The following is a 21,116-nucleotide window of genomic DNA, read 5'->3' as shown; positions in this document are numbered from 1 at the left end:
CCCTGCCGATCGAGGTGATCGACAGGACACGGCCCGGTTGAACCTGTGGATCAGCTACGGCGGTCGCGGCGACGACGTTCGCCGCCACCACCCTCGCCGCCGCCTTCGCCGCCCTCACCGCGGCTCGGGCCCCGGTCGCCGCGGTCCCGGTCGCCCCGGTCCCGCGGGCCCCGGTCGCCCCGGTCACGGCTGGCCGGACGCTCGGCACCGGCATCGGCCGGCGCCTCCTCGCCCTCGGGCCGCACCTTGTCCAGGTAGATCTTGCCCCGGGCGTCGATGTCGGCGATCGACACCTCGACCTTGTCGCCGACGTTCAGGAAGTCCTCGACCCGCTCGACCCGCTTGCCGTCGCCGACCTTCGAGATGTGCAGCAGGCCGTCGCGGCCGGGCAGCAGCGAGACGAAGGCGCCGAACGCGGCGGTCTTGACCACGGTGCCGAGGAACTTGTCCCCGACCTTCGGCAGCGTCGGGTTGGCGATCGCGTTGATCCGCTCCACCGCGGCCTCGGCCGACGGGCCGTTGGTCGCGCCGACGTAGATCGTGCCGTCGTCCTCGATCGAGATCTCGGCGCCGGTCTCGTCCTGGATCGCGTTGATGGTCTGGCCCTTCGGCCCGATCACCATGCCGATCTTGTCGACCGGGATCTTCACCGTGGTGACCCGGGGCGCGTAGTCCGACATGGTGGCCGGACCCTCGATCGCCGCCTGCATCACGCCGAGGATCGTGGTGCGGGCCTCGTTCGCCTGCTGCAACGCGGCGGCCAGCACGTCCGACGGGATGCCGTCGAGCTTGGTGTCGAGCTGCAGCGCGGTGACGAACTCCGGCGTACCGGCGACCTTGAAGTCCATGTCACCGAAGGCGTCCTCGGCTCCGAGGATGTCGGTCAGCGTCACGTACTGGGTCTTGCCGTCGACCTCGTCCGAGATCAGGCCCATCGCGATGCCGGCGACCGGCGCCTTGAGCGGCACACCGGCGGAGAGCAGCGCCAGGGTGGACGCGCAGACCGAACCCATGCTGGTCGAGCCGTTCGAGCCCAGCGCCTCGGAGACCTGACGGATGGCGTACGGGAACTCCTCCCGTGCCGGCAGCACCGGGATGAGGGCCCGCTCGGCCAGCGCGCCGTGGCCGATCTCGCGGCGCTTCGGCGCACCGACCCGGCCGGTCTCACCGGTCGAGTACGGCGGGAAGTTGTAGTTGTGCATGTAGCGCTTGGACTTCTCCGGGGAGAGGGTGTCCAGCGCCTGCTCCATCCGGAGCATGTTGAGCGTGGTGACGCCGAGGATCTGCGTCTCGCCGCGCTCGAACAGCGCCGAACCGTGCACCCGGGGCAGTACCTGGATCTCGGCGGTCAGCGGCCGGATGTCGCGCGGTCCACGGCCGTCGATCCGGACCTGCTCGCGCAGCACCCGGGCCCGCACCTCGGACTTGGTCAGCGACCGGAAGGCGGCGCTGATCTCACGCTCGCGCCCCTCGTAGTCGGTGGCGAGCTGCTCGCGCACCCGGTCCTTGATCCGGTCCAGGGCTTCCTCACGCTCGGCCTTCGGAGCGATCTTGAGCGCCTCGGCGACCTCGCCGCGGCCCGCCGTGGCGACCGCCTCGAACACGTCGTCCTGGTAGTCCAGGAAGATCGGGAACTCGGCCACCGGCTTCGCCGCGACCTCGGCCAGCTCGCTCTGCGCCCGGCACAGCTCACGGATGGCCGGCTTGGCGGCCTCCAGACCGCTCGCCACGACCTCCTCGGTCGGGGCGATCGCACCGCCGGCGACCAGCGCCACGGTGTGCTCGGTCGCCTCGGCCTCGACCATCATGATGGCGACGTCGCCGTCCGGCAGCGTGCGGCCGGCAACCACCATGTCGAAGGTGGCCCGGGCCAGCTCCTCGTGGGTCGGGAAGGCAACCCACTGGCCGTCGATGTGGGCCATCCGGGTCGCCCCGATCGGGCCGGAGAACGGCAACCCGGAGAGCTTGGTGGAGAGCGACGCCGCGTTGATCGCGACGACGTCGTACGGGTGCTGCGGGTCGAGCGCGAGCACGGTCTCGACGACCTGCACCTCGTTGCGCAGCCCCTTGACGAAGGACGGGCGCAGCGGCCGGTCGATCAGGCGGCAGGTGAGGATCGCGTCCTCGCTCGGGCGACCCTCGCGGCGGAAGAACGAGCCGGGGATCCGACCCGCGGCGTACATCCGCTCCTCGACGTCGACGGTGAGCGGGAAGAAGTCGAACTGCTCCTTGGGCTGCTTGCCCGCGGTGGTGGTGGAGAGAACCACCGTCTCGCCGAGCTGGGCGAGTACGGATCCGGCGGCCTGGCGGGCCAGCCGGCCGGTGGAGAAGGTGATCTCACGGGTGCCGAACGCACCGTTGTCGATCACGGCCTTGCTCTGCTCGTTGCCGAGTTTGTTCTGCTCGGTCATGAGTGTGTTGCACTCCTTCGGTCGTGGGGCTCACGACCGCCCGGTGCGTCGGTACGTCCCGGCGCACGCCCGGAAGGCATCGGGGAACTGTTCGAACGGCCGGTCTTCGATCGAAGCGCCCGGGGTGTCGGCTCGTGCCGGGCGCCCGGGGGCCACTACCGAGGACCGGTGCCGACCCGCTCCCGCTGGGTGGTCGCGCTGGCCCCGGTTATTCGTTGGTGACGGGTCGGGGGAGCGGGCGCCGCCGGGTCCGACCCGGCCGTGCACCACTCCCCCGCTCAGTCACCTCCGCAGGCCGAGCCGCTCGATGAGCGACCGGTAGCGGCTGATGTCCTTCTTCTGCATGTAGTTGAGCAGCCGGCGACGACGGCCGACCAGCAGCAGCAGACCACGACGGCTGTGGTGGTCGTGCTTGTGCACCTTCAGGTGCTCGGTGAGGTCGGCGATGCGCTTGGTGAGGACGGCAACCTGCACCTCGGGCGAACCGGTGTCGCCCTCGACGGTCGCGTACTCCTGCCGGATCTTGCTCTTGGCTTCCTGATCGAGCGCCATTTTCTCCCTGTTCTGATGGGTTTCAGTGGTAACCCTCGCACCCGCGGCGTCGTGCAGGCGCGCGAGGACCCTCGTCGGTGACCCGACGTCTCCGCCACATTACCAGCCTGTGGGCCGTCAACCCCCCGAAGGGCGGTAGGGACCCGCCGTGATCAGGCCCGGAACCCCCACACCCGCCGGGCGGGCAGAGAGCCGGCGGCGGCGCAGCCGGATCAGCCGAGCAGCTTTCGGGCCTGGGCGACGTCCTCGTGCATCTGCGCCACCAACGGCTCGACGCCGTCGTACTGGCGGGTCTCCCGCAACCGGGCCACGAAGTCCAGCGCGAGCCGCTCTCCGTACAGGTCACCCTCGAAGTCGAGCACGTACGCCTCGATCCGCCGTTCCCGGCCGTTGAAGGTCGGGTTGGTGCCGATCGAGACCGCCGCCGGCAGGACCTCCGGGGCGTGGCCGGTGCGACCGCGCTGCCGGATCAACCGGGCCGCGTAGATCCCGTCCGCCGGCACCGCCGCGTGCCGGTGGCAGAGCAGGTTGGCCGTCGGGAAGCCGATCTCCCGCCCCCGCTGGTCGCCCCGGACCACCACACCTTCGAGCCGGTGCGGGCGGCCGAGCGCGGCGGCGGCGGCGGTCACGTCCCCGGCCGCGACACAGGCCCGGATGTACGTCGAGGAGAAGACCGTGTCGTCGACGGCGACCAGCGGCGCCCCCTCCACCCCGAACCCGAAGGTACGGCCGAGCCGTTCCAGCAGCACCACGTCACCCGCGGCCCGGTGCCCGAAACGGAAGTTCTCCCCGACCACCACCAGCGCGGCGTGCAGGTTCTCCACCAGCACGTTGTGTACGAACGCCTCGGCGGTCAGCCGGGAGAAGTCGGGGGTGAACGGCACCACCCAGAGCACGTCGACGCCGAGCGACTCGATCAGTTCGGCCTTCCGGACCGGCTCGCTCAGCACCGCCGGGTGCGAGCCGGGGCGCACCACCTCGGCGGGATGCGGATCGAAGGTGACCACCACCGACTGCACGCCGAGGTTCCGGGCGCGCTTCACCGCGTACCCGATGATCGCCTGATGCCCCTGGTGGACCCCGTCGAAGACGCCGATGGTGACCACCGAGCGACCCCAGCCGCCCGGCACCCCGTCGTTCCCCCGCCAACGCTGCATGCGTTTCCCTTTCCGCTCCTACGCCCGCGATCCTCGGTCGACGGCCCCGCCCCGGTCAGGCCGGCGCGAGCACGATCTCCGCCCGGGCCCGGCCGTCCCGCTCGCTGACGATAGCGATCAACCCGCCGGCCGGGTCGAAGACCGCGTACGGCCCGACAATGCCGGCCGGGTCGAGCGGGCCACCGTGCGAGAGCACCTTCGCCTCGGCCGCATCCGCCTGACGGGACGCGAAGAACCGCCGGGCGGCGGCGTCGACCGGCAGGTTGACCACGGTGTCCGGTTCCCGCTCGGCCAACTCGTCCAGGGTCACCGCCTCGGCCAGGTCGAATCCCCCGACGGCGGTACGGCGCAGCGCCGTGAGGTGCCCGCCGACGCCGAGTGCGGCACCGAGGTCCCGGGCGATGGCCCGGATGTACGTCCCCGACGAGCAGCTCACGTCGACGTCGAGGTCGACCAGGTCCGGGGCGGGTCGCCGGATCTCCAGCAGGTCGAGTCGGGAGATGGTCACCCGACGGGCGGCGAGGGTCACCGCCTCCCCGTCCCGGACCCGCTTGTACGCCCGCTCCCCGTTGACCTTGATCGCACTGACCGCGCTCGGCACCTGGTCGATCTCGCCGGTGAGCGGGAGCAGTCCGGCGCGGATTCCGTCGTCGGTCACCGAGGCGGCCGAGGTCTGCGTGACCACGTCCCCCTCGGCGTCGTCGGTGACGGTCGACTGGCCGAGCCGGATCGTGGCGGTGTAGCGCTTGCCGGCCCCGATCACGTACGTCAGCAGCCGGGTCGCCCGACCGACCCCGATCACCAGTACTCCGGTCGCCATCGGATCCAGGGTGCCCCCGTGCCCGACCCGCCGGGTCCGGGCAAACCTCCGGATCCGCGCGACCACGTCATGCGACGTCATGCCGCCCGGCTTGTCCACCACGATCAGACCGTCCACGCTCACGACCGCCAAGCCTGCCAGACGCCGGCCGGCCGGCCACGCCGGGTCGTGCCGGGTGGTTCCGGGTGGTTCCGCCACCGCCCGCGTGGCGCGGTGTGCGGGCGACGCCTCCTGCCCGCGTCGTTGCGCGGGGTGCCGTCGACCACCGTCCAGGCGCTGTTCAGCGGGTGCCGTCGACCACCGCCCAGGCGCTGTTCAGCGGGTGGCGCCGGCCACCGCCCAGGCGCCGGAACGGAGCCGGAGCAGCAGGCCGACCAGGCGCACCAGTACGAAGAGCGAGAGCCCGGCCCAGATGCCCCCGAGCCCCAGGTCGAGCCCGTACGCCAACCAGATGGCCGGCAGGAAGGCGCAGACCGAGCCGACGACGGTGAGGTTACGCAGGAACCGCAGGTCGCCCGCGCCGATCAGGACCCCGTCCAGTGCGAAGACGACGCCGGCCAGCGGCTGCATGGCGACGAACCACGGCCAGGCGGTCAGCGCCTGCTCGCGTACCTCGGCGTCGGCACTGAACCAGGACGGCACCACCGATGCCCCGGCGGCGACCAGCAGGGCGAAGACGATCCCACAGCCCAGGCCGGTCAGGGCGAACCGACGGGCCATCGCCCGCGCCCCGGCCACGTCACCCGCGCCGAGGGCGGCACCGACCAGTGCCTGTGCGGCGATGGCCAGGGCGTCCAGGGCGAGTGCGGTGAAGAACCAGAGTTGCAGGGCGATCTGGTGCGCGGCGACCGACGCGGCACCGAACCGGGCGGCCACCGCGGTGGCCGAGAGGAAACTGATCTGGAAGGCCGCGCCGCGCACGAGCAGGTCCCGACCGAGGACGAGTTGGTCGGCGATCATCTTCGGTCGGGGTCGCAGTGACACCCGCTCGGCGACCAGCGCGCCGACGAAGAGCAGCCCGCCGATGGTCTGGGCGACCACGTTCGCGACCGCGCTGCCGGCCAGGCCGAGCCCGGCGGGGTAGACCAACAGTGGGCAGAGCGCGGCCGAGAGCACGTTCGGTCCGAGCACGAAGTACAACGGGCGACGGGTGTCCTGCACCCCCCGGAGCCAGCCGTTGCCGGCGGCGGCGAGCAGCAGCCCGGGGGCTCCGAAGGTGGCGATCCGCAGCCACTGCGCGGCAGCCGCGGCCACCTCCGGGTCGTCGCCGGCGAGAAGCCGGGCCAGCGGCGTGGCCCCGACCTGTGCCAGCACCAGGAGCAGTACGCCGACGGCGAGGGCCAGCCACGACGCCTGTACGCCCTCGGCGACGGCCGCGGCACGGTCGCCGGCGCCGAACCGGCGGGCGGACCGGCCGGTGGTGCCGTAGGCGGTGACCGTGCCGAGCCAGACGATCAGGGTGAGGACCGTGCCGCCCACCGCCAGCGCGGCCAACGGCACCCGACCGAGGTGCCCCACCACGGCGGTGTCGACCAGCACATAGAGGGGTTCGGCGGCGAGGACGACCAGGGCCGGTACGGCGAGTTGGGCGATCCGGCGTGAGGAGACCGGCGGCGCGGGCGTGCCGGTGGCGGTGAAGCTACTCATCGCGGCTGATCCTGGCACGATCAGCGTAAGGAGCGCAATGTTCTGCTGGGCTTACTCTCCAGTGGGCGCCGAAGCGCTCCGGTCAGACCACGATGCGGGCCGGGTACGACGATCGGCTGGCGGCCGAGAACTGCGGCTCGGCCGTCAGCCGAGGATCGCCGAGTACGTCACTGGCGGGTGTCCATCGACGTCTGCAGGGCGCGCCGCGCCTGCTCGCGTGCCTCGTCGGTGGTCTCCTGCTTGCTCTTCGCCGGCTTGGTCGCCATCGGAAACTCCTTTTCCAGGGTGCGCCGAACCGCTTGAGCCGCGGCCGGTCGCGTGCGGGTTCTGCTGATGCCGTGGACGCCCTCCGGGGTCGCCGGACGGGTTGGTCGGGGCAGCGTGAGCCCGGGTCGGTTGACCCTGGAGGCGGACGGTGTCCGGTCGGGCACCGTCGTACGCATCACAAAACCAAGCTATCGTTCAGGTCCACATCCTGTGCACCATTCCCGCGATACGGAACGGTACGAGGCCGTGACCTGCGGTGTCAGCGCGCGAAGAAGTGCCAGCCCACCCACCACCAGAACCCGAACAGGCCGATACGGCCCACCGGGACCGGGCCGACCTCGTACCGCATCACGGTGGCGCAGACGTCGCCCAGGGTCGGGATCCGGGACCCCTCCCGTCGGGCGGCCCACTCCACCGCGGCGAGCAGGACAAAGGCCAGCACGAAGCCGCCGATCGCCAGCATCCTGGTCGCGCTCATCGGCGTACCAGCGCCCAGAACGCCGCCAGCCAGCCGAAATACGCGGCCGAGCGGGTCATTTCGTCCTTCAGCAACGGATCGGCGAGGCGGGAGAAGGTGGGAAAATCGTCACCGGAGCCGAGCACGAAGGTCGCCCCCTCGAACACCCCGAAGACCGCCACCGGCAGCACCCACCAGATGGTGCCGGGCATCGGACGGCCGGAGTGCGGACGGCGCGGCAGCCGGTTGGTGAGTCCGAGCCAGATCAGTGCACCACCGGTGCCGAGCGTGTAGAGGTTGGCCGAGAGCGAGAACGACTGCAACTGACCGCCGACCAGTGACAGGCCGGCGAGGACCGGGAGGGAAACGACTGGTTTGTCCCAGGGACGTGGCAGATCTACGGCTATTTCCGAGGGCTGCTCCATCTTCCGATTGTGCCCGCGGTCACAGAGAGCCGAAAGTGCGTTACTCCCCTGGCTTGTCCCCGATCTCGCGACCCTGCGCCGCCCCGGACGCGCGGGACCTCGACCCCGCGCCGGCCCGGGTCGTGACGAGGGCCCGGGTCGTTACTCCAGCCCGGGTCGTTACTCCGGCTCCGCCAGCACCCGGTCGAGTTCGGTGCGGATCGCGGCGACGACGTCGTTCGCGGAGCCACGGCCGGTGAAACCCGCCGCCAACCGGTGGCCGCCACCGCCGAGCGCCACCGCCACCCGGCTCACGTCCACCGGACCCTTGCTCCGCATCGAAACCGCCCACTCCGACTCGGCGACCTGCTTCAGCACACAACTCACGTCAGCCTCGGCGGTGCAGCGCACCGAATCGATCAGGGCCTCCAGCACGTACGCCGGCTGTCCGTGTCGGGCCAGGTCGTCGAGGGTGGCGTAGGTCCACACCAGCCCGAGCCCGGCCGCGGCCTCCGGTTCGAGTTCGGCCCGGCCCAGCACGTCACCGTAGAGACGGACCGCGCCGAAGGGGCGGGTGTCGAAGACCCGGCGAGAGATCTCCTCCGGTCGGAGCCCGGTCGCCAGCAACCGCGCGGCCATCTCGTGTACGGCCGGAGTGGTCATGGCGAACCGGAACGAACCGGTGTCGGTGGTCAACGCGACGTAGAGGCACTCGGCGATCTCCCGATCGAGCGGGACGTCCAGCCGATCGAGCAGGCCCTCCACCACCACCGAGGTCGCCGCCGCGAACGGGTCGACCAGGTGGATCCGGCCGAAACGGGTGTTCGAGGCGTGGTGGTCGAGCACCACCACCTCACCGGCCCGGTCCAGCCGATCGGCCAGATCACCGATCCGGGAGACGCTCGCCGCGTCGAAACAGAGCACCAGGTCCGGATCGGTCCAGGCGTCGGCGGCCGGGACGAGCAGGTCGAGGCCGGGCAGGCCACTGAACGGTTCGGCTACTCCGGGCGGCCCGGGAAAGGTCGCCTGGAGCTGCCGCAGACCCATCCGGCGTAGGCCGAGCGCACAGCCGAGCATGCTGCCGAGCGCGTCCCCGTCCGGGTTGACGTGGCAGATGAGCAACACCCGCCCGTCCGCCGCGACGGAGCGTACGGCCGCGACCGCCGCCGCCCAGTCAGCCCCTGACGGAGCGGCGTCAGCCGGCGACTGGGCCAGCGCCGGGCCGGTCAACGCCGGTCACCGGCGTTGGTCGGCGGCTCGTCCTCGTCGTCGGGTCCGTCTTCTTCGTCCTCGTCCTCGTCGTCCTCAAGCTTGTACGGCTGCGCGTCCCCGGCGTACTCGGCGCTGGCCGCCCGACGTTGCACCTCCGCGTCCGCGCTGCGCGCCACGGCGAGCAGGTCGTCGATGTGCTTGACCTGGTCCTGGACGTTGTCGAGGGTGAAGGTCAGGGTCGGCGAGTGCCGCAGCCCCAGGGCCTTGCCGACGGTGCTGCGCAGCATGCCCTTGGCGCTTTCCAGCGCGGCAGCGGTGGACGCCTGCTCGGTGGCGTCGCCGAGAACGGTGTAGAACACCGTGGCGTCCCGCAGATCCGCGGTGATCCGGGCATCGGTGATCGTGATCATGCCGAGCCGGGGATCCTTGATCTGGGTACGCACCACGGAAGCCACCAGCTCCCGGACACGCTCAGCGTGCCGGCGTACCTTGGCTGGGTCCGACATTTCCGCACCTCCACGGCATACCAACTCCCGGTCTCCACCGGCGGCACGGACGCGCCACCAGCGGCCACCGGCCGACTTTTGAACATTACCTGCGCCTCCCGCCGGAGCGCTCCCGGGCGTGACCCCGAGGGCGGTGACCGGTGGCGGCGCTCTCGGAGACGGACCCACCGTCCCCGATCAGTCGTCCTCGCCGTGCAGCCGACGCCGCACGGAGAGCAACTCGATCTCGGGCCGTCCGGCGACCAGGCGCTCGCAGTTGTCGAGCACCTCGCCGACGTGTCCGGCCTCGGCGGCGACCACAGCGACCGCGATCTCGGCCCGCCCGTGCAGTTCGAGCGCGCCCACCTCGGCGACCGAGATCTCGAACCGGCGCAGGGCGGCCACGATCGGCCGGACATAGGCGCGCTTCGCCTTCAGCGACCGGGAATCCCCCGGCAGCAGTACGTCGAATAGAGCAGTTCCGGTAAACATCGAACCGACGATACCGCCCGGACACCCCGCATGATCAAGGGGTTTACGCCGGGTGGGCGTAAACCCCTTGATCAGTTGCAGCTACCGCGTCAGGCGCGGGTCTTCTCCCGCATCTCGAAGGTCTCGATGATGTCGCCAACCTGGACGTTGTTGTAACTGCCCAGTGTCAGACCACACTCGAAGCCTTCGCGCACCTCGGTCGCGTCGTCCTTGAACCGCTTGAGCGAGCTGATCGTGAGGTTGTCCGCCACGACCGCCCCGTCGCGCAGCAGGCGGGCCTTGGCGTTACGCCGGATGACCCCCGAGCGGACGATACAACCGGAGATGTTACCGATCTTGGAGGACCGGAACACGTCGCGGATCTCCGCGCTGCCGAGCTCGACCTCTTCGTACTCCGGCTTGAGCAGACCCTTCAGCGCCGCGTCGATCTCCTCGATGGCCTGGTAGATCACGGTGTAGTACCGGATCTCCACGCCCTCGCGGTCGGCGATCTCGCGAACCTTGTTCGAGGCCCGCACGTTGAAGCCGATGATCGTCGCCGCCTCGGCCGACGCGCTCGCCAGCATCACGTTGCTTTCCGTGATGGCACCGACGCCACGGTCGAGGATCTTGAGCTGAACCTCCTCGGGGATGTCCAGCTTGAACAGCGCGTCCTCCAGGGCCTCCACCGAACCGGAGACATCACCCTTGAGGATGAGGTTGAGCGAGGTCTTCTCGCCCTCCTTGATCTGCTCCATGAGCGTCTCAAGAGTGGCCCGACCACGGGAGTTGGCGAAGCTCGCCGCCCGCCGCCGTGCCTGCCGCTGTTCGGCGATCTGGCGCACCGTACGGTCGTCCGCGGCGGCCAGGAACGTGTCGCCGGCACTGGGCACCGCGGTCAGACCGAGCACCATGACCGGACGCGCCGGTCCGGCCTCGGCGACCTGGTTGCCGTTCTCGTCGAGCATCGCCCGGACACGTCCGTGCGCCCCACCGGCGACGATCGAGTCGCCGGCCCGCAGGGTGCCCTTCTGCACCAGCACCGTCGCCACCGCACCGCGACCCTTGTCAAGGTGCGCCTCGACCGCGACACCCTGCGCCGGACCGTCGATCGGAGCGGTCAGCTCCAGCGACGCGTCGGCGGTCAGCAGAATCGCCTCAAGCAGCTCGTCGATGCCGATGCCCGGCTTCGCCGCCACGTTGACGAACATGGTCTCGCCGCCGTACTCCTCGGCGACCAGGCCGTACTCGGTCAACTGCTGGCGAACCTTGTCCGGGTTCGCCTCCGGCTTGTCGACCTTGTTCACCGCGACCACGATCGGCACGTCCGCCGCCTTGGCGTGGTTGAGCGCCTCGATCGTCTGCGGCATCACGCCGTCGTCGGCCGCGACCACCAGCACCACGATGTCCGTCACCTGGGCACCACGGGCACGCATGGCGGTGAACGCCTCGTGACCCGGGGTGTCGATGAAGGTCAACGCCCGCTCGGAGCCGTCGTGCGGAACCCGCACCTGGTAGGCACCGATGTGCTGGGTGATGCCACCGGCCTCGCCCGCGACCATGTTGGTCTTGCGGATCGCGTCCAGCAGCTTGGTCTTACCGTGGTCGACGTGACCCATGACGGTCACCACCGGCGGGCGGGTGACCAGCCGGTCGGCGTCGATCTCGGCGTCGAGGTCGATGTTGAACTGCGCCAGTAGGGCGCGGTCCTCGTCCTCGGGGCTGACGATCTGCACGTCGAAGCCGAGGTGCTCACCCAGGAGCAGCAGGGTCTCGTCCGAGCAGGACTGGGTCGCCGTGACCATCTCGCCCAGGTTGAACATCTCCTGGACCAGCGAACCGGGGTTGGCGTTGATCCGGTCGGCGAAGTCCGACAGCGAGGCACCGCGCGACAGCCGTACGGCCTGGCCCTGACCCCGGGGTGCACCCGAGCTCATGGTCGGCGCGGACAGGTTGTCGAACTCTTGTCTGCGCTGCTTCTTCGACTTGCGACCACGGGTCGGCTTGCCCCCCGGACGCCCGAAGGCACCCGCGGCACCGCCGCCACGGCCACGACCGCCACCACCCGGACGGCCTGCGCCACCAGCGCCCGCACCGGCCGGCGCCCCGCCACCGGGGCCACCGCGGTAACCGCCACCGCCACCGGGGGCGCCACCGCCACCGCCCGGACGGAAGCCACCGCCACCGCCGCCGCCACCGGGACCGCCACGGAAGCCACCGCCACCGCCGCCGCCACCGGGACCGCCACGGAAGCCACCGCCACCGCCGGCACCACCGGGACGACCCGCACCGCCACCGGGACCACCCGGACGGCCGGGGCCGCCACCGGGACGACCGGGACGCTGGGTCGGCATCGACGCCGGGCTCGGCCGAGGCGGCATGGAGGCCGGACTCGGACGGGGCGGCATGGAGGCCGGGTTGGGCCGGGGCCCACCCGGGGCTGCCGGTCGCTGACCACCAGGGGTGATCCCGAACGGGTTGTTGCCGCCGCTACGTGCCGGCGGACGACCGCCGGGACCGGGCCGGCCGGGCGCCGGAGCACCCGGGTTCGCCGGCCGCGCCGCCGGGGAACCCGGACGCGGCGGCACCGCGTTCGGACCCGGCCGCGGACGGCTGGTCTGCGCGCCACCCTCGGCCGGAGGTTCCCGGCGCGGGGCGTCGCGCTGCTGCTGACGGGCGGCCTGAGCGGCCTTGACGGCCGCCTCCTGTTCCGCCTTGAGGGCGGCGGCACGCGCCTCCGCGGCCGCTACCTCGATGTCGTGCGCACTCGCCGGCTTGGCAGTCGGCGCCGGGGCTGCCGGCTGAGGCGGACCCGGAACGGGTCCCTTCGGCCGGACCGGAGGCGCGGTGGGCCGCCGGGGCGGCATGGGCTTCGCGGAAACCCTCGGCTCGCCCGGGGCGGTGGGCCCAGGGGTGGGCGCCGGGGCCGCGGAAGGGGCTGGGGTCGCCGGTGCGGCCGGAGCCGCAGAGTTCGACGACGCGACGAACGCGCCGCGCAACCGGCGGGCGACGGGCGCCTCGACCGTGCTCGACGCGGACTTCACGAACTCGCCCATTTCCTTCAACTTGGCGAGAACGGTCTTACTTTCGACCCCGAGCTCTTTTGCCAGCTCGTGTACGCGGGCCTTGCCTGCCACTGCACTCCTCACTCCGAGGTCGTGCGGGCAGTACCCGCAACGACCTCACTCGTGCACTTGAAGCCTGGTCATTTCTGGGACTTCATCGTGTGCTCATGTAAGTCGTCCTACCTTGCTTGCGACCCTCGCCCGGCCGGATTGCCGGACGTACTGGTTGACGCATTGATGTGCTCGGCCAACGCCCCGGTATCCGGGACACCAGAGACACGCAGTGCCCGCCCGAAGGCGCGCCGCCGCTGTGCCAGCGCGAGACACGCCGGATCTGGGTGCAGGTGCGCCCCCCGACCCGGCAGTTTGCGGGCCGGATCGGGTCGGAGATTGTAGTCAACCCCGTCGCCGACCGCGATAACCCGCAGCAACTCTCCAGCCGGCGCACGTCGCCGACAGCCCACACAGGTGCGCTCCGGCCACGCGTGTCGTACCACTGGGAAAGTCTACCCCTACCCGGCCGAGATCGCTCCGCCCGGCTCAGTCACGTGATCAGCAGCGCCCCGCGCACCGGTCGGAGCGGGGCTGCTCACCTGTTCGTTGTCCGGTCGGATGTCGATTCGCCAACCGGTCAGACGCGCAGCCAAGCGGGCATTCTGCCCCTCCCTGCCGATCGCCAACGAGAGCTGGAAATCTGGCACGGTGACCCGGGCCGTACGGCTGGCCAGGTCCACCACGTCGACCCGGAGCGCCTTGGCCGGCGACAACGCGTTGCCGACGAAGTTCGCCGGGTCCTCGGACCAGTCGATGATGTCGATCTTCTCGCCGTGCAGCTCGCTCATCACCGCGCGGACCCGCTGTCCCATCGGACCGATACAGGCACCCTTGGCGTTCACTCCCGGAATGGTCGACCGGACCGCGATCTTCGTACGGTGACCTGCCTCACGCGCGATCGCCGCGATCTCCACGGTGCCGTCCGCGATCTCCGGCACCTCCAGGGCGAAGAGCTTCTTCACCAGGTTCGGGTGCGAACGGGAGAGGGTGATCTGCGGTCCACGGAAGCCCTTGGCCACATGGACCACCACGCAGCGCAACCGCTGGCCGTGTTCGTAGATCTCGCCCGGCACCTGCTCGGGCTGGGGCAGCACGGCCTCCAGCTTGCCCAGGTCGACGCTGACGATCCCCTTCTCGGCCCGCCCCTCGTGCGCCTGGACCACGCCGGTGACCAGGTCACCCTCGCGGCCGACGTACTCACCGAAGTGAACCTCGTCGGTCGCCTCACGCAGACGCTGAAGGATCACCTGCTTCGCGGTCATCGCGGCGATGCGGCCGAAGTCGTGCGGAGTGTCGTCCCACTCCCGGCCGACCACACCCTCCTCGTCGATCTCCTGGGCGTAGACGAGGGCGGCCCCGGTCTTGCGGTCGATCTCGACCCGGGCATGCGTCTCCGCGCCCTCGGTGTGCCGGTAAGCAGTCAGCAACGCGGTCTCGATCGCCGCGAGGATCGTGTCGAACGGGATCTCCCGCTCGCGCTCCAGAGCGCGCAGTGCCGCGAGGTCGATGTTCACCTCTCCTCGCCCTCCACATCTTCGTCGTCAGTGTCGTCGGTTTCGGGCAGGTTCCCGGCCACCGTCTCCGGCTGGCCGTCGTCCTCGTCGTCCTGGTCGTCGTCTTCCTGGTCGTCGTCTTCCTGGTCGTCGTCGAACTCGGCGAGGTCCTCGTCCGCCACCTCGTCGAGGCGACTGAACTCCACCTGCACCCGGCCCGGGCCCAGGTCCGCGTACGCCCATTCGGTCGTACGCCCGTCCAGGTCGAACCGGACCCACTCGTCGTCGGCGGCGACCACCCGCCCGGTGATCTGCCGCTCGGCGGAACGCCGGGACTCCGACGCCGCCTCCGACAGACGCTGCTCCGGCGCGGGCTGTCCGGTGCCGGAAGTGGTGACCTTGACCAGCCGTCCGACGTTGCGCCGCCAGTGGCGGGGCAGGGTCAGCGGCCGGTCCACCCCGGGAGAGCTGACCTCAAGCTGGTACTCGCCGGCAACCAGGTCGCCACCGGTCTCCTCGGCCAGGTCGAGCGCTGCCGAGATGGCCCGGGAGATGTCGGCGACCGCGTCGAGGTTGATCCCCTGGTCGCCGTCCACGATGATCCGAACCACGTGTCGGCGGCCGGCGCGGGAGACCGAGACGTCCTCCAGGTCGTAGCCGGCGGCGGTCACCACCGGCTCGATCACTGCCCGCAACCGGGCCCGGCGAGCCGCAAGGTCACCCCGCGGGCGCTCTGCGGCCCGGCGCTCACCAGACCGTGGAGCGGCCGTCGACCGGCTGGCGGCACGGCCACGCTGCGTCATATCCGCACCCCTTTCCGAATCGTCGGCGGCCCGTCCGGGCAGCCATGCCAGTGCGCCACCGGGCGAAGACGCGCCCGGCGGCTGCGCAGAGCGTAACGCGCGGGTCGACCGGCGAGCCGGGCGGCGCACCGACCGGCCCCGGCGCTGGATGCCGGCCTTGCGCTCGGACCGCAGCGCCCATGGTGTTGACTTGGCCCGGTGCGGACCCCGGACACGAATCCAGACTCGCGCGTACGGGGACGGTCCCGACGCGACGTCATGCGTGCGGTCGGGCTGGTGGCACTGGCCACCGGAACCGGTTCACTGAGCGCGTGCGGGCTCTTCGACGACGAGCAGGTGCCACCACCACCCGACCCACTCGCCGTACTGGTGACCAACGCGCTCGACCTCGCCGGCCGGTACGACGCGGCGATGGCAGCCTTCCCGGAGCTCGCCGATCGACTCGGCCCGGTCGCGCAGGCCCACCGCGCGCACGCCGAGGAACTCGCCCGGGTGACCCACACCACGTTGCCGAGCGGCGCCGCGACCCCCGGCGCGACCGGCGAGCCGTCCGCTCCCGTTGCCGGGGACCAGAAAGCCACCCTGGCGCTGCTGCGCACGGCCGAGACCGAGGGGCGGCAGACGATGGCCAAGGCGTGCATCGACGCGCCGCCGGAACGGGCCGCCCTGCTCGGCTCCATCGCCGCGGCCCGCGCCACCCACCTGGAGGTGCTCCGATGAGCGCGGCGCTGGAGGCGGCACTGACCGCCGAGTACGCGGCGATCTTCGCGTACGGGCCGATCGGGGTGCGCCTCGACGGTGCCGCCGCAGCCGACGCCCGCGCCGCCGAGGCCGCACACCGGACCCGGCGGGACGCCCTGGTGCTGCTCCTGACCACGGGCGGGGGCAAGGCCCCGGCCGCCGCGCCCAGCTACGAACTGCCGTTCCCGGTGACCGACGCGGCGGCGGCGATGCGGTTGGCGGTGGAGATCGAGGAACGTACCGCGGGGATCTGGCGCGCGGCGCTCGCCGGGACCACGGGGGCGGAGCGCGAGCGGGCCCTCGACGCGCTGACCGACTGCGCGGTACGGGCCACCCGGTGGCGACGTACCGCCGGGATCGACCCGGTGACGGTGGCCTTCCCGGGGCGCCCGGCCTGACCTGTCACCGCCTTCCCGCTGCCGAGTTGCCAGCGGGATACCCCGTATACATACTCGGTAGCCGTGTCCATCCGCTACGGCCTGCTCGCCCTGCTCGAACGCGGGCCGATGTACGGCTACCAGCTCCGTTCCGCCTTCGAGGAGTCGATCGGAGCCGCCTGGCCACTCAACATCGGTCAGGTCTACACCACTCTCGGCCGCCTCGTCCGGGACGGGCTCGTCCGCGCCCTACCGGAACACGAGGCGGGGCAGCGCCCGTACCAGATCACCGAGGCCGGACGCGCTGCGCTGGCCTCCTGGTTCGACACCGCGGTCAACCACGCCGACCGACCGCGGGACGAATTGACGATCAAGCTGGCGCTGGCGCTCGCGACACCCGGCGTCGACGTCGCCACGGTGGTGAGCACCCAGCGCGCGGCGACCAAACGGGCCTTGCAGGAGTTCGTCCGCCGCAAGGTCCGGGAGACCTCGACCGAGAACGTCTCCGGACGGTTGGTGCTCGATGCGATGATCTTCCAGACCGAGGCGGAGATCCGCTGGCTCGACCACTGCGCGGAGAGCCTCGCCGCCCCGACCGTCGTCGCCGAACAGCCGTGACAACCGGGGGCTGTTCTTTTCCGTGATTCCCGGCACACTGTCACGATGTCCGCACTCGGTACGATCGCCCGCCGGTTCAGCCACCGGCGCTGGTTCGCCCGAAGCGTCCGGTTCGTCGTGCCGCTCGACCGGTTGATCGGCCGGCTCTCCAAGGGACGGGTGGTGGCACTCGGCATCGCCCCGTCGCTGATCATCACCACCACGGGTCGCCGTTCCGGGCAGCCGCGCAGCAATCCCCTGCTCTACGTACGCGACGGCGGCGCGTACGTGGTGATCGGGTCCAACTGGGGCCAGACCCAGCACCCGGCCTGGTCACTCAACCTGCTCGCCGACCCGATCGCCACGGTCACCCTCGGCGGTGCCCGGATCCCGGTCCGGTCCACCCTGGCCGAGGGGGCCGAACGGGAGCGCCTCTGGCGGCTGCTCCTGCGGGAGTGGCCGGCGTACCAGACCTATGTGGAGCGAGCCGGCGGGCGCGACATCCGGATCTTCCGACTGGCTCCGGAGGGCCCCGCCGAGGCGACCGGGCCAGGTGTGCCCGACCGCCAGCGGCCCTGATTCCCGTCGCGGAGGCTAGGCGGATCAGCCGAGCGGACCGCCGAGCCCGATCAGCCGACCCACCAGGTACGTGACCAGCGCCGCCGCCATCCCGAGCAGCAGTTGCCGGCCACCGCTCATCCACCACGGGCGGCTCGTGAACCGGGCGACCAGCGCACCGGCCACGAAGAGCCCCAACGCACCGACGCCGAGCGCCAGCCAGAGGCTGGTGAAGCCGACCAGATAGGTGAGCAACGGCACCAGGGCACCGATCGAGAAGCAGACCAGCGAGAGGATCGCTGCGGTCCACGGGCTGGGCTGCTCGTCCGGGTCGACGCCCAGTTCCTCGCGTACGTGCACGCGCAGTGCCTCGTCCGGGTTGTCCCTCAGCGCGGCGGCCACCTGATCGGCGAGTTCGCGGGGCAGCCCTCGCCGCACCCAACTGTCGGCCAGTTCCCGCGCCTCCGCCTCCGGGTGGCGCTCCAACTCGCGCCGCTCCTTGGCGATCTCGGCGGCCAACTGCTCGTTCTGCGACCGGACGCTGGTGTACTCACCGAGCCCCATCGAGATCGCACCGGCGACCAGGCCGGCCACGCCGGTCACCACGATGGTGTGCGGCGTGACGCCGCCTCCGCCGACACCGGCGATCAACGCGATGTTGGTGACCAGACCGTCCATGGCGCCGAAGACCGCCGGGCGCAGCCAACCGCCGGAGACGTCGGCGTGATGGTCCTCGCGGGCCGCCGCGGGCGCGTCGGTCATGGCAGGGTGAGGATCTCGTGACCGTCCTCGGTGACCAGGATCGTGTGCTCGAACTGTGCAGTCCAGCGCCGGTCCTTGGTCACCACCGTCCAACCGTCGGCCCACATGTCGTACTCGTGCGTGCCGAGGGTGATCATCGGTTCGATGGTGAAGGTCATCCCGGGTTCCATCACGTCGGTCGGCCGGGGGCTGTCGTAGTGCGGCACGTAGAGGCCGCTGTGGAAGGTCTCGCCGATGCCGTGACCGGTGAAGTCGCGTACGACGCCGTAGCCGAAGCGGCGGGCGTAGGACTCGATCACCCGGCCGATGACGTTGATCTGCCGACCGGGGGCGACCGCCTTGATCCCCCGCATCATCGCCTCGTGGGTCCGCTCCACCAGCAGCCGCGCGGGCTCGTCCACCGTGCCGACACAGAACGTGGCGTCGGTGTCGCCGTGTACGCCGTCGATGAAGGCGGTGACGTCGACGTTGATGATGTCGCCGTCCTCCAGCACGGTGGAGTCCGGGATGCCGTGGCAGATGACCTCGTTGAGACTGGTGCAGCAGGACTTGGGGAAGCCCCGGTAGCCGAGGGTCGACGGGTACGCGCCGTGGTCGACGAGGAACTCGTGCACGACCCGGTCGATCTCGTCGGTGGTGACGCCCGGCTTGCAGTGCTCACCGGCGAGCTGGGTCGCCTGTGCCGCGAGCCGGCCCGCGACCCGCATCTTCTCGATCGTCTCCGCCGTCTGGACGTGCGACCCGCGCCACTGCTTCGGGCGCGTCTTGCCGACGTATTCCGGTCGCGCGATGTGCGGCGGCACCGGCCGCCACGGCGAGAGCGTGCCTGGGGTGAGGGGTGCGCGGACGGTCATGCCGTCCAGCCTATCGTCGGGCCCCGGAGCACTCACCACACCGTGACACCTGCCACGAGCGGTGCCGGCAGGGCGATCGCGCCCACGTCGGTCCGATCCGCTGCCCGACCCGTGTCAGTTGGCCAAGCGCCGCCAGAAGGTGACCTCGGTCCCCGCCGAGGTGCGGTTGACACTCAACTCACCGAGCGCCCTGATCAGCGCCAGTCCCCGGCCACGGAACCCCGGGTCGTCGGACTCCCGCCACTGGCCGCTGTCGCGTACGGTCGCGACCACCGTCCCGTCGGCGACCGTCACCTCGACGGTGATGCTCCGCTCGGCCGGTGACACGGGGTGCTCTATCGCGTTGGCCGCCGCCTCGGAGACCGCGACCACCAGGTCGAACAGATCGGGCTCGCCCACCCCGTGCCCGGTGAGAAAATCCGTCAGCCGCTTGCGCAGGGCGCCCAGTCGGGTCGGATCCGCGGGCAGTCGCAGCGCGAGCCGCTCGGGGGCGTTGTCGGCGAGCAGCATGACTGCCACGTCCTCGGCCCGGGGGCGGCGCGGTGCCTGGACAAAACGAACGTGGACCAGTTCCTCGATCTCCTCCTCGGCCGGCCCGTGCGGAATCGCCGCGAGCGGCTCCCCGCCCTCCCGGTGGCTGACGAGGTCGCTGACGGCCTGACCGGGGGGCCCAGAATCCGGGCCGCGACCGTCCCTCACCCCCACGGTGGTGTGCACCGGGACCTGGTTGGCCTGGTGGAACAGGAGTCGCACCCCGGACGGCAGGCGGGTCTCCACCGTCTCGTAGCGGGTGTCCGACCGCTCCCCGACCGGCGGGCCGAGCGGTCGCCGGTGCAGCAGGTCGATCTGGCCTTCGGGGCCGAGGCAGAGCGGCGACGGATGCCCTGCGCTGGCGTACCGAAGCTCACCGGTGCCCGGGTCGAACTGGAGACAGAGCACGATCGCGTCCCACCGGCGACGGGCGTGGCCGAAATGGTGGTTGAGCCGGGTAAGGGCGGTGCCGGGAGGGACTCCGGCGAGGAGGTGGGCCAGCAACGCCGTACGGAGCTGCCCCATCGCCGCCACCGCGAGCACGCCGGTGTCGAGGACCTCCCCCACCACCAGCACCAGATGGCCGTCACCGCGGGTGACCACGTCGTACCAGTCGCCGCCCGCCACCAGATCGGCCTCGGCGGTGAGTTGACGCAGCCCGTACCCCGGGTGGGCGTTCCTCCGCCTGCCGTCTGTCGCCGGGCCCGAACTCATCTCGCCTCCTGCTTCGGTGAGTGCGTCCGGGTGCCCTTGCGCCCTCTCACCGTGCCCGCCCATGTACCCGATCCGACCAGCGCCGTAACGCGTTGACCGAGGTGAGTTGGTCAGGACGCCGACCGGTCAGGAGAGGACCGGCAGCCCGTCGATGCTGGTGCTGTTGCGGCTGGCCCGGTATTCGAACAGTTCGGTCGGGCCGCGCCGGGAATGCGCCTGGATGAGTAGGTCGCGGTCCCCCTGGTAACGCATCAGTGGCACCGCGAAACCGCACGAGTCGCTGACCCGCTCGACCTCGACCGTGATGACCGACCGTAACGCGTGCAGATCGGGCGCGTCGGGAAAGGCGTCCAGCAACGCGGCGCAGCGCGGGTCGTCGACCAGTGCCGCGTCGCCGCGGCCGTGCAGCCGGAGCACTTTCGGCGGCCCGTCGAAGGCGCAGAACATGATCGTGATCCGGCCGTTCTGCCGCAGGTGTGCGAGGGTCTCCGCGCCACTGCCCAGGTAGTCGAGGTACGCGACCCGGTCGGGGCCGAGAATCGAGAACGTGCCGGTCATGCCCTTCGGGCTGAGGTTGACGTGGCCGTCCGGTCCCGAGGGCGCGGTCGCCACGAAGAACATCGGCTGCGCCTGGATGAAGTCACGAAGTCGGGCGTCGATCTCCGGGTACACCTTCCCCATTCC

Annotated in this window: 22 protein-coding genes; 4 read left to right on the top strand and 18 right to left on the bottom strand. The window is 71.2% G+C overall.

Annotation, left to right across the window (positions count from 1 at the left end; genetic code table 11):
• Nucleotides 1-50: 50 nt before the first annotated feature.
• The 14 genes from ACIBF5_RS10365 to rimP form a co-directional block, all read right to left on the bottom strand.
• Nucleotides 51-2,411 (bottom strand): polyribonucleotide nucleotidyltransferase, encoded by a 2,361-nt coding sequence (locus tag ACIBF5_RS10365; protein ID WP_396810139.1) that lies wholly within the window; start codon nt 2,409-2,411, stop codon nt 51-53.
• A 282-nt stretch (nt 2,412-2,693) separates the two neighbouring features.
• The gene (gene rpsO, locus ACIBF5_RS10360; RefSeq protein ID WP_377421503.1) at nt 2,694-2,963 is read right to left on the bottom strand and encodes a 30S ribosomal protein S15; all 270 of its coding nucleotides are present in this window, start codon (nt 2,961-2,963) and stop codon (nt 2,694-2,696) included.
• A 212-nt stretch (nt 2,964-3,175) separates the two neighbouring features.
• Entirely contained in the window at nt 3,176-4,120 is a 945-nt protein-coding gene (locus tag ACIBF5_RS10355; protein ID WP_396810137.1) for a bifunctional riboflavin kinase/FAD synthetase, read from the bottom strand.
• 55 nt (nt 4,121-4,175) lie between these two features.
• Entirely contained in the window at nt 4,176-5,063 is an 888-nt protein-coding gene (gene truB / locus ACIBF5_RS10350; protein ID WP_396810135.1) for a tRNA pseudouridine(55) synthase TruB, read from the bottom strand.
• Between the two features lie 192 nt (nt 5,064-5,255).
• Nucleotides 5,256-6,587, bottom strand: coding sequence for an MATE family efflux transporter (locus ACIBF5_RS10345; protein WP_396810133.1), 1,332 nt, complete (start codon nt 6,585-6,587; stop codon nt 5,256-5,258).
• 526 nt (nt 6,588-7,113) lie between these two features.
• Nucleotides 7,114-7,332 (bottom strand): DUF6186 family protein, encoded by a 219-nt coding sequence (locus ACIBF5_RS10340; protein ID WP_396810131.1) that lies wholly within the window; start codon nt 7,330-7,332, stop codon nt 7,114-7,116.
• The gene (locus ACIBF5_RS10335; protein WP_396810129.1) at nt 7,329-7,736 is read right to left on the bottom strand and encodes a hypothetical protein; all 408 of its coding nucleotides are present in this window, start codon (nt 7,734-7,736) and stop codon (nt 7,329-7,331) included. Before ACIBF5_RS10335 ends, ACIBF5_RS10340 begins: the two co-directional genes overlap by 4 nt.
• Before the next feature lie 159 nt (nt 7,737-7,895).
• Nucleotides 7,896-8,945 (bottom strand): bifunctional oligoribonuclease/PAP phosphatase NrnA, encoded by a 1,050-nt coding sequence (locus ACIBF5_RS10330; RefSeq protein ID WP_396810128.1) that lies wholly within the window; start codon nt 8,943-8,945, stop codon nt 7,896-7,898.
• Complete coding sequence (gene rbfA / locus ACIBF5_RS10325) at nt 8,942-9,433, bottom strand: 30S ribosome-binding factor RbfA (RefSeq protein WP_396810126.1); 492 nt, start codon at nt 9,431-9,433, stop codon at nt 8,942-8,944. The genes ACIBF5_RS10330 and rbfA overlap by 4 nt, the downstream gene beginning before the upstream one ends.
• A gap of 177 nt (nt 9,434-9,610) precedes the next feature.
• Nucleotides 9,611-9,904 (bottom strand): DUF503 domain-containing protein, encoded by a 294-nt coding sequence (locus tag ACIBF5_RS10320; RefSeq protein ID WP_396810124.1) that lies wholly within the window; start codon nt 9,902-9,904, stop codon nt 9,611-9,613.
• Between the two features lie 89 nt (nt 9,905-9,993).
• Nucleotides 9,994-13,020, bottom strand: coding sequence for a translation initiation factor IF-2 (gene infB, locus ACIBF5_RS10315; protein ID WP_396810122.1), 3,027 nt, complete (start codon nt 13,018-13,020; stop codon nt 9,994-9,996).
• Nucleotides 13,021-13,127: 107 nt separating this feature from the next.
• Nucleotides 13,128-13,412: a YlxR family protein gene (locus tag ACIBF5_RS10310; protein ID WP_396810418.1), complete on the bottom strand. Its 285-nt coding sequence runs from the start codon at nt 13,410-13,412 to the stop codon at nt 13,128-13,130.
• Nucleotides 13,413-13,460: 48 nt separating this feature from the next.
• Entirely contained in the window at nt 13,461-14,516 is a 1,056-nt protein-coding gene (nusA, locus tag ACIBF5_RS10305) for a transcription termination factor NusA (protein ID WP_396810120.1), read from the bottom strand.
• On the bottom strand, nt 14,513-15,298 hold the full coding sequence (gene rimP / locus ACIBF5_RS10300) for a ribosome maturation factor RimP (protein ID WP_396810118.1): 786 nt from the start codon (nt 15,296-15,298) through the stop codon (nt 14,513-14,515). Before rimP ends, nusA begins: the two co-directional genes overlap by 4 nt.
• A gap of 258 nt (nt 15,299-15,556) precedes the next feature.
• On the opposite strand from rimP, the gene ACIBF5_RS10295 reads away from it, so the two are divergent.
• From ACIBF5_RS10295 to ACIBF5_RS10280, 4 genes are all read left to right on the top strand, one after another.
• Nucleotides 15,557-16,018 (top strand): hypothetical protein, encoded by a 462-nt coding sequence (locus ACIBF5_RS10295; protein ID WP_396810116.1) that lies wholly within the window; start codon nt 15,557-15,559, stop codon nt 16,016-16,018.
• On the top strand, nt 16,015-16,437 hold the full coding sequence (locus tag ACIBF5_RS10290; protein ID WP_396810115.1) for a ferritin-like domain-containing protein: 423 nt from the start codon (nt 16,015-16,017) through the stop codon (nt 16,435-16,437). Before ACIBF5_RS10295 ends, ACIBF5_RS10290 begins: the two co-directional genes overlap by 4 nt.
• 63 nt (nt 16,438-16,500) lie before the next feature.
• Entirely contained in the window at nt 16,501-17,034 is a 534-nt protein-coding gene (locus ACIBF5_RS10285; protein ID WP_396810114.1) for a PadR family transcriptional regulator, read from the top strand.
• 45 nt (nt 17,035-17,079) lie between these two features.
• Entirely contained in the window at nt 17,080-17,592 is a 513-nt protein-coding gene (locus tag ACIBF5_RS10280; protein WP_396810112.1) for a nitroreductase family deazaflavin-dependent oxidoreductase, read from the top strand.
• Between the two features lie 24 nt (nt 17,593-17,616).
• Here the strand turns inward: ACIBF5_RS10280 and ACIBF5_RS10275 are convergent, their stop codons facing one another.
• The 4 genes from ACIBF5_RS10275 to ACIBF5_RS10260 form a co-directional block, all read right to left on the bottom strand.
• Nucleotides 17,617-18,333: a VIT1/CCC1 transporter family protein gene (locus ACIBF5_RS10275; RefSeq protein ID WP_396810109.1), complete on the bottom strand. Its 717-nt coding sequence runs from the start codon at nt 18,331-18,333 to the stop codon at nt 17,617-17,619.
• Nucleotides 18,330-19,187, bottom strand: coding sequence for a type I methionyl aminopeptidase (gene map, locus ACIBF5_RS10270; RefSeq protein WP_396810108.1), 858 nt, complete (start codon nt 19,185-19,187; stop codon nt 18,330-18,332). Before map ends, ACIBF5_RS10275 begins: the two co-directional genes overlap by 4 nt.
• Nucleotides 19,188-19,301: 114 nt before the next feature.
• Nucleotides 19,302-20,432: a SpoIIE family protein phosphatase gene (locus ACIBF5_RS10265; RefSeq protein WP_396810106.1), complete on the bottom strand. Its 1,131-nt coding sequence runs from the start codon at nt 20,430-20,432 to the stop codon at nt 19,302-19,304.
• Nucleotides 20,433-20,558: 126 nt separating this feature from the next.
• A complete protein-coding gene (locus ACIBF5_RS10260; RefSeq protein WP_396810105.1) occupies nt 20,559-21,113 on the bottom strand; it encodes a pyridoxamine 5'-phosphate oxidase family protein in 555 nt (184 codons plus the stop codon).
• Between the last annotated feature and the right edge of the window lie 3 nt (nt 21,114-21,116).

The sequence above is a fragment of the Micromonospora sp. NPDC050417 genome (assembly GCF_044458865.1).
Lineage (GTDB): Bacteria > Actinomycetota > Actinomycetes > Mycobacteriales > Micromonosporaceae > Micromonospora_G.
Note: the sequence above shows the minus strand (reverse complement) of the source record. Positions and strands in the feature narration are given on the sequence as shown.

What these genes read in the sequence shown, in the direction of transcription:
- ACIBF5_RS10365 (WP_396810139.1), bottom strand. Translation starts at nt 2,411, where the DNA reads ATGACCGAGCAGAACAAACTCGGCAACGAGCAGAGCAAGGCCGTGATC.
- rpsO (WP_377421503.1), bottom strand. Translation starts at nt 2,963, where the DNA reads ATGGCGCTCGATCAGGAAGCCAAGAGCAAGATCCGGCAGGAGTACGCG.
- ACIBF5_RS10355 (WP_396810137.1), bottom strand. Translation starts at nt 4,120, where the DNA reads ATGCAGCGTTGGCGGGGGAACGACGGGGTGCCGGGCGGCTGGGGTCGC.
- ACIBF5_RS10345 (WP_396810133.1), bottom strand. Translation starts at nt 6,587, where the DNA reads ATGAGTAGCTTCACCGCCACCGGCACGCCCGCGCCGCCGGTCTCCTCA.
- ACIBF5_RS10340 (WP_396810131.1), bottom strand. Translation starts at nt 7,332, where the DNA reads ATGAGCGCGACCAGGATGCTGGCGATCGGCGGCTTCGTGCTGGCCTTT.
- ACIBF5_RS10335 (WP_396810129.1), bottom strand. Translation starts at nt 7,736, where the DNA reads ATGGAGCAGCCCTCGGAAATAGCCGTAGATCTGCCACGTCCCTGGGAC.
- rbfA (WP_396810126.1), bottom strand. Translation starts at nt 9,433, where the DNA reads ATGTCGGACCCAGCCAAGGTACGCCGGCACGCTGAGCGTGTCCGGGAG.
- ACIBF5_RS10320 (WP_396810124.1), bottom strand. Translation starts at nt 9,904, where the DNA reads ATGTTTACCGGAACTGCTCTATTCGACGTACTGCTGCCGGGGGATTCC.
- rimP (WP_396810118.1), bottom strand. Translation starts at nt 15,298, where the DNA reads ATGACGCAGCGTGGCCGTGCCGCCAGCCGGTCGACGGCCGCTCCACGG.
- ACIBF5_RS10295 (WP_396810116.1), top strand. Translation starts at nt 15,557, where the DNA reads ATGCGTGCGGTCGGGCTGGTGGCACTGGCCACCGGAACCGGTTCACTG.
- ACIBF5_RS10290 (WP_396810115.1), top strand. Translation starts at nt 16,015, where the DNA reads ATGAGCGCGGCGCTGGAGGCGGCACTGACCGCCGAGTACGCGGCGATC.
- ACIBF5_RS10280 (WP_396810112.1), top strand. Translation starts at nt 17,080, where the DNA reads ATGTCCGCACTCGGTACGATCGCCCGCCGGTTCAGCCACCGGCGCTGG.
- ACIBF5_RS10275 (WP_396810109.1), bottom strand. Translation starts at nt 18,333, where the DNA reads ATGACCGACGCGCCCGCGGCGGCCCGCGAGGACCATCACGCCGACGTC.
- map (WP_396810108.1), bottom strand. Translation starts at nt 19,187, where the DNA reads ATGACCGTCCGCGCACCCCTCACCCCAGGCACGCTCTCGCCGTGGCGG.
- ACIBF5_RS10265 (WP_396810106.1), bottom strand. Translation starts at nt 20,432, where the DNA reads ATGAGTTCGGGCCCGGCGACAGACGGCAGGCGGAGGAACGCCCACCCG.
- ACIBF5_RS10260 (WP_396810105.1), bottom strand. Translation starts at nt 21,113, where the DNA reads ATGGGGAAGGTGTACCCGGAGATCGACGCCCGACTTCGTGACTTCATC.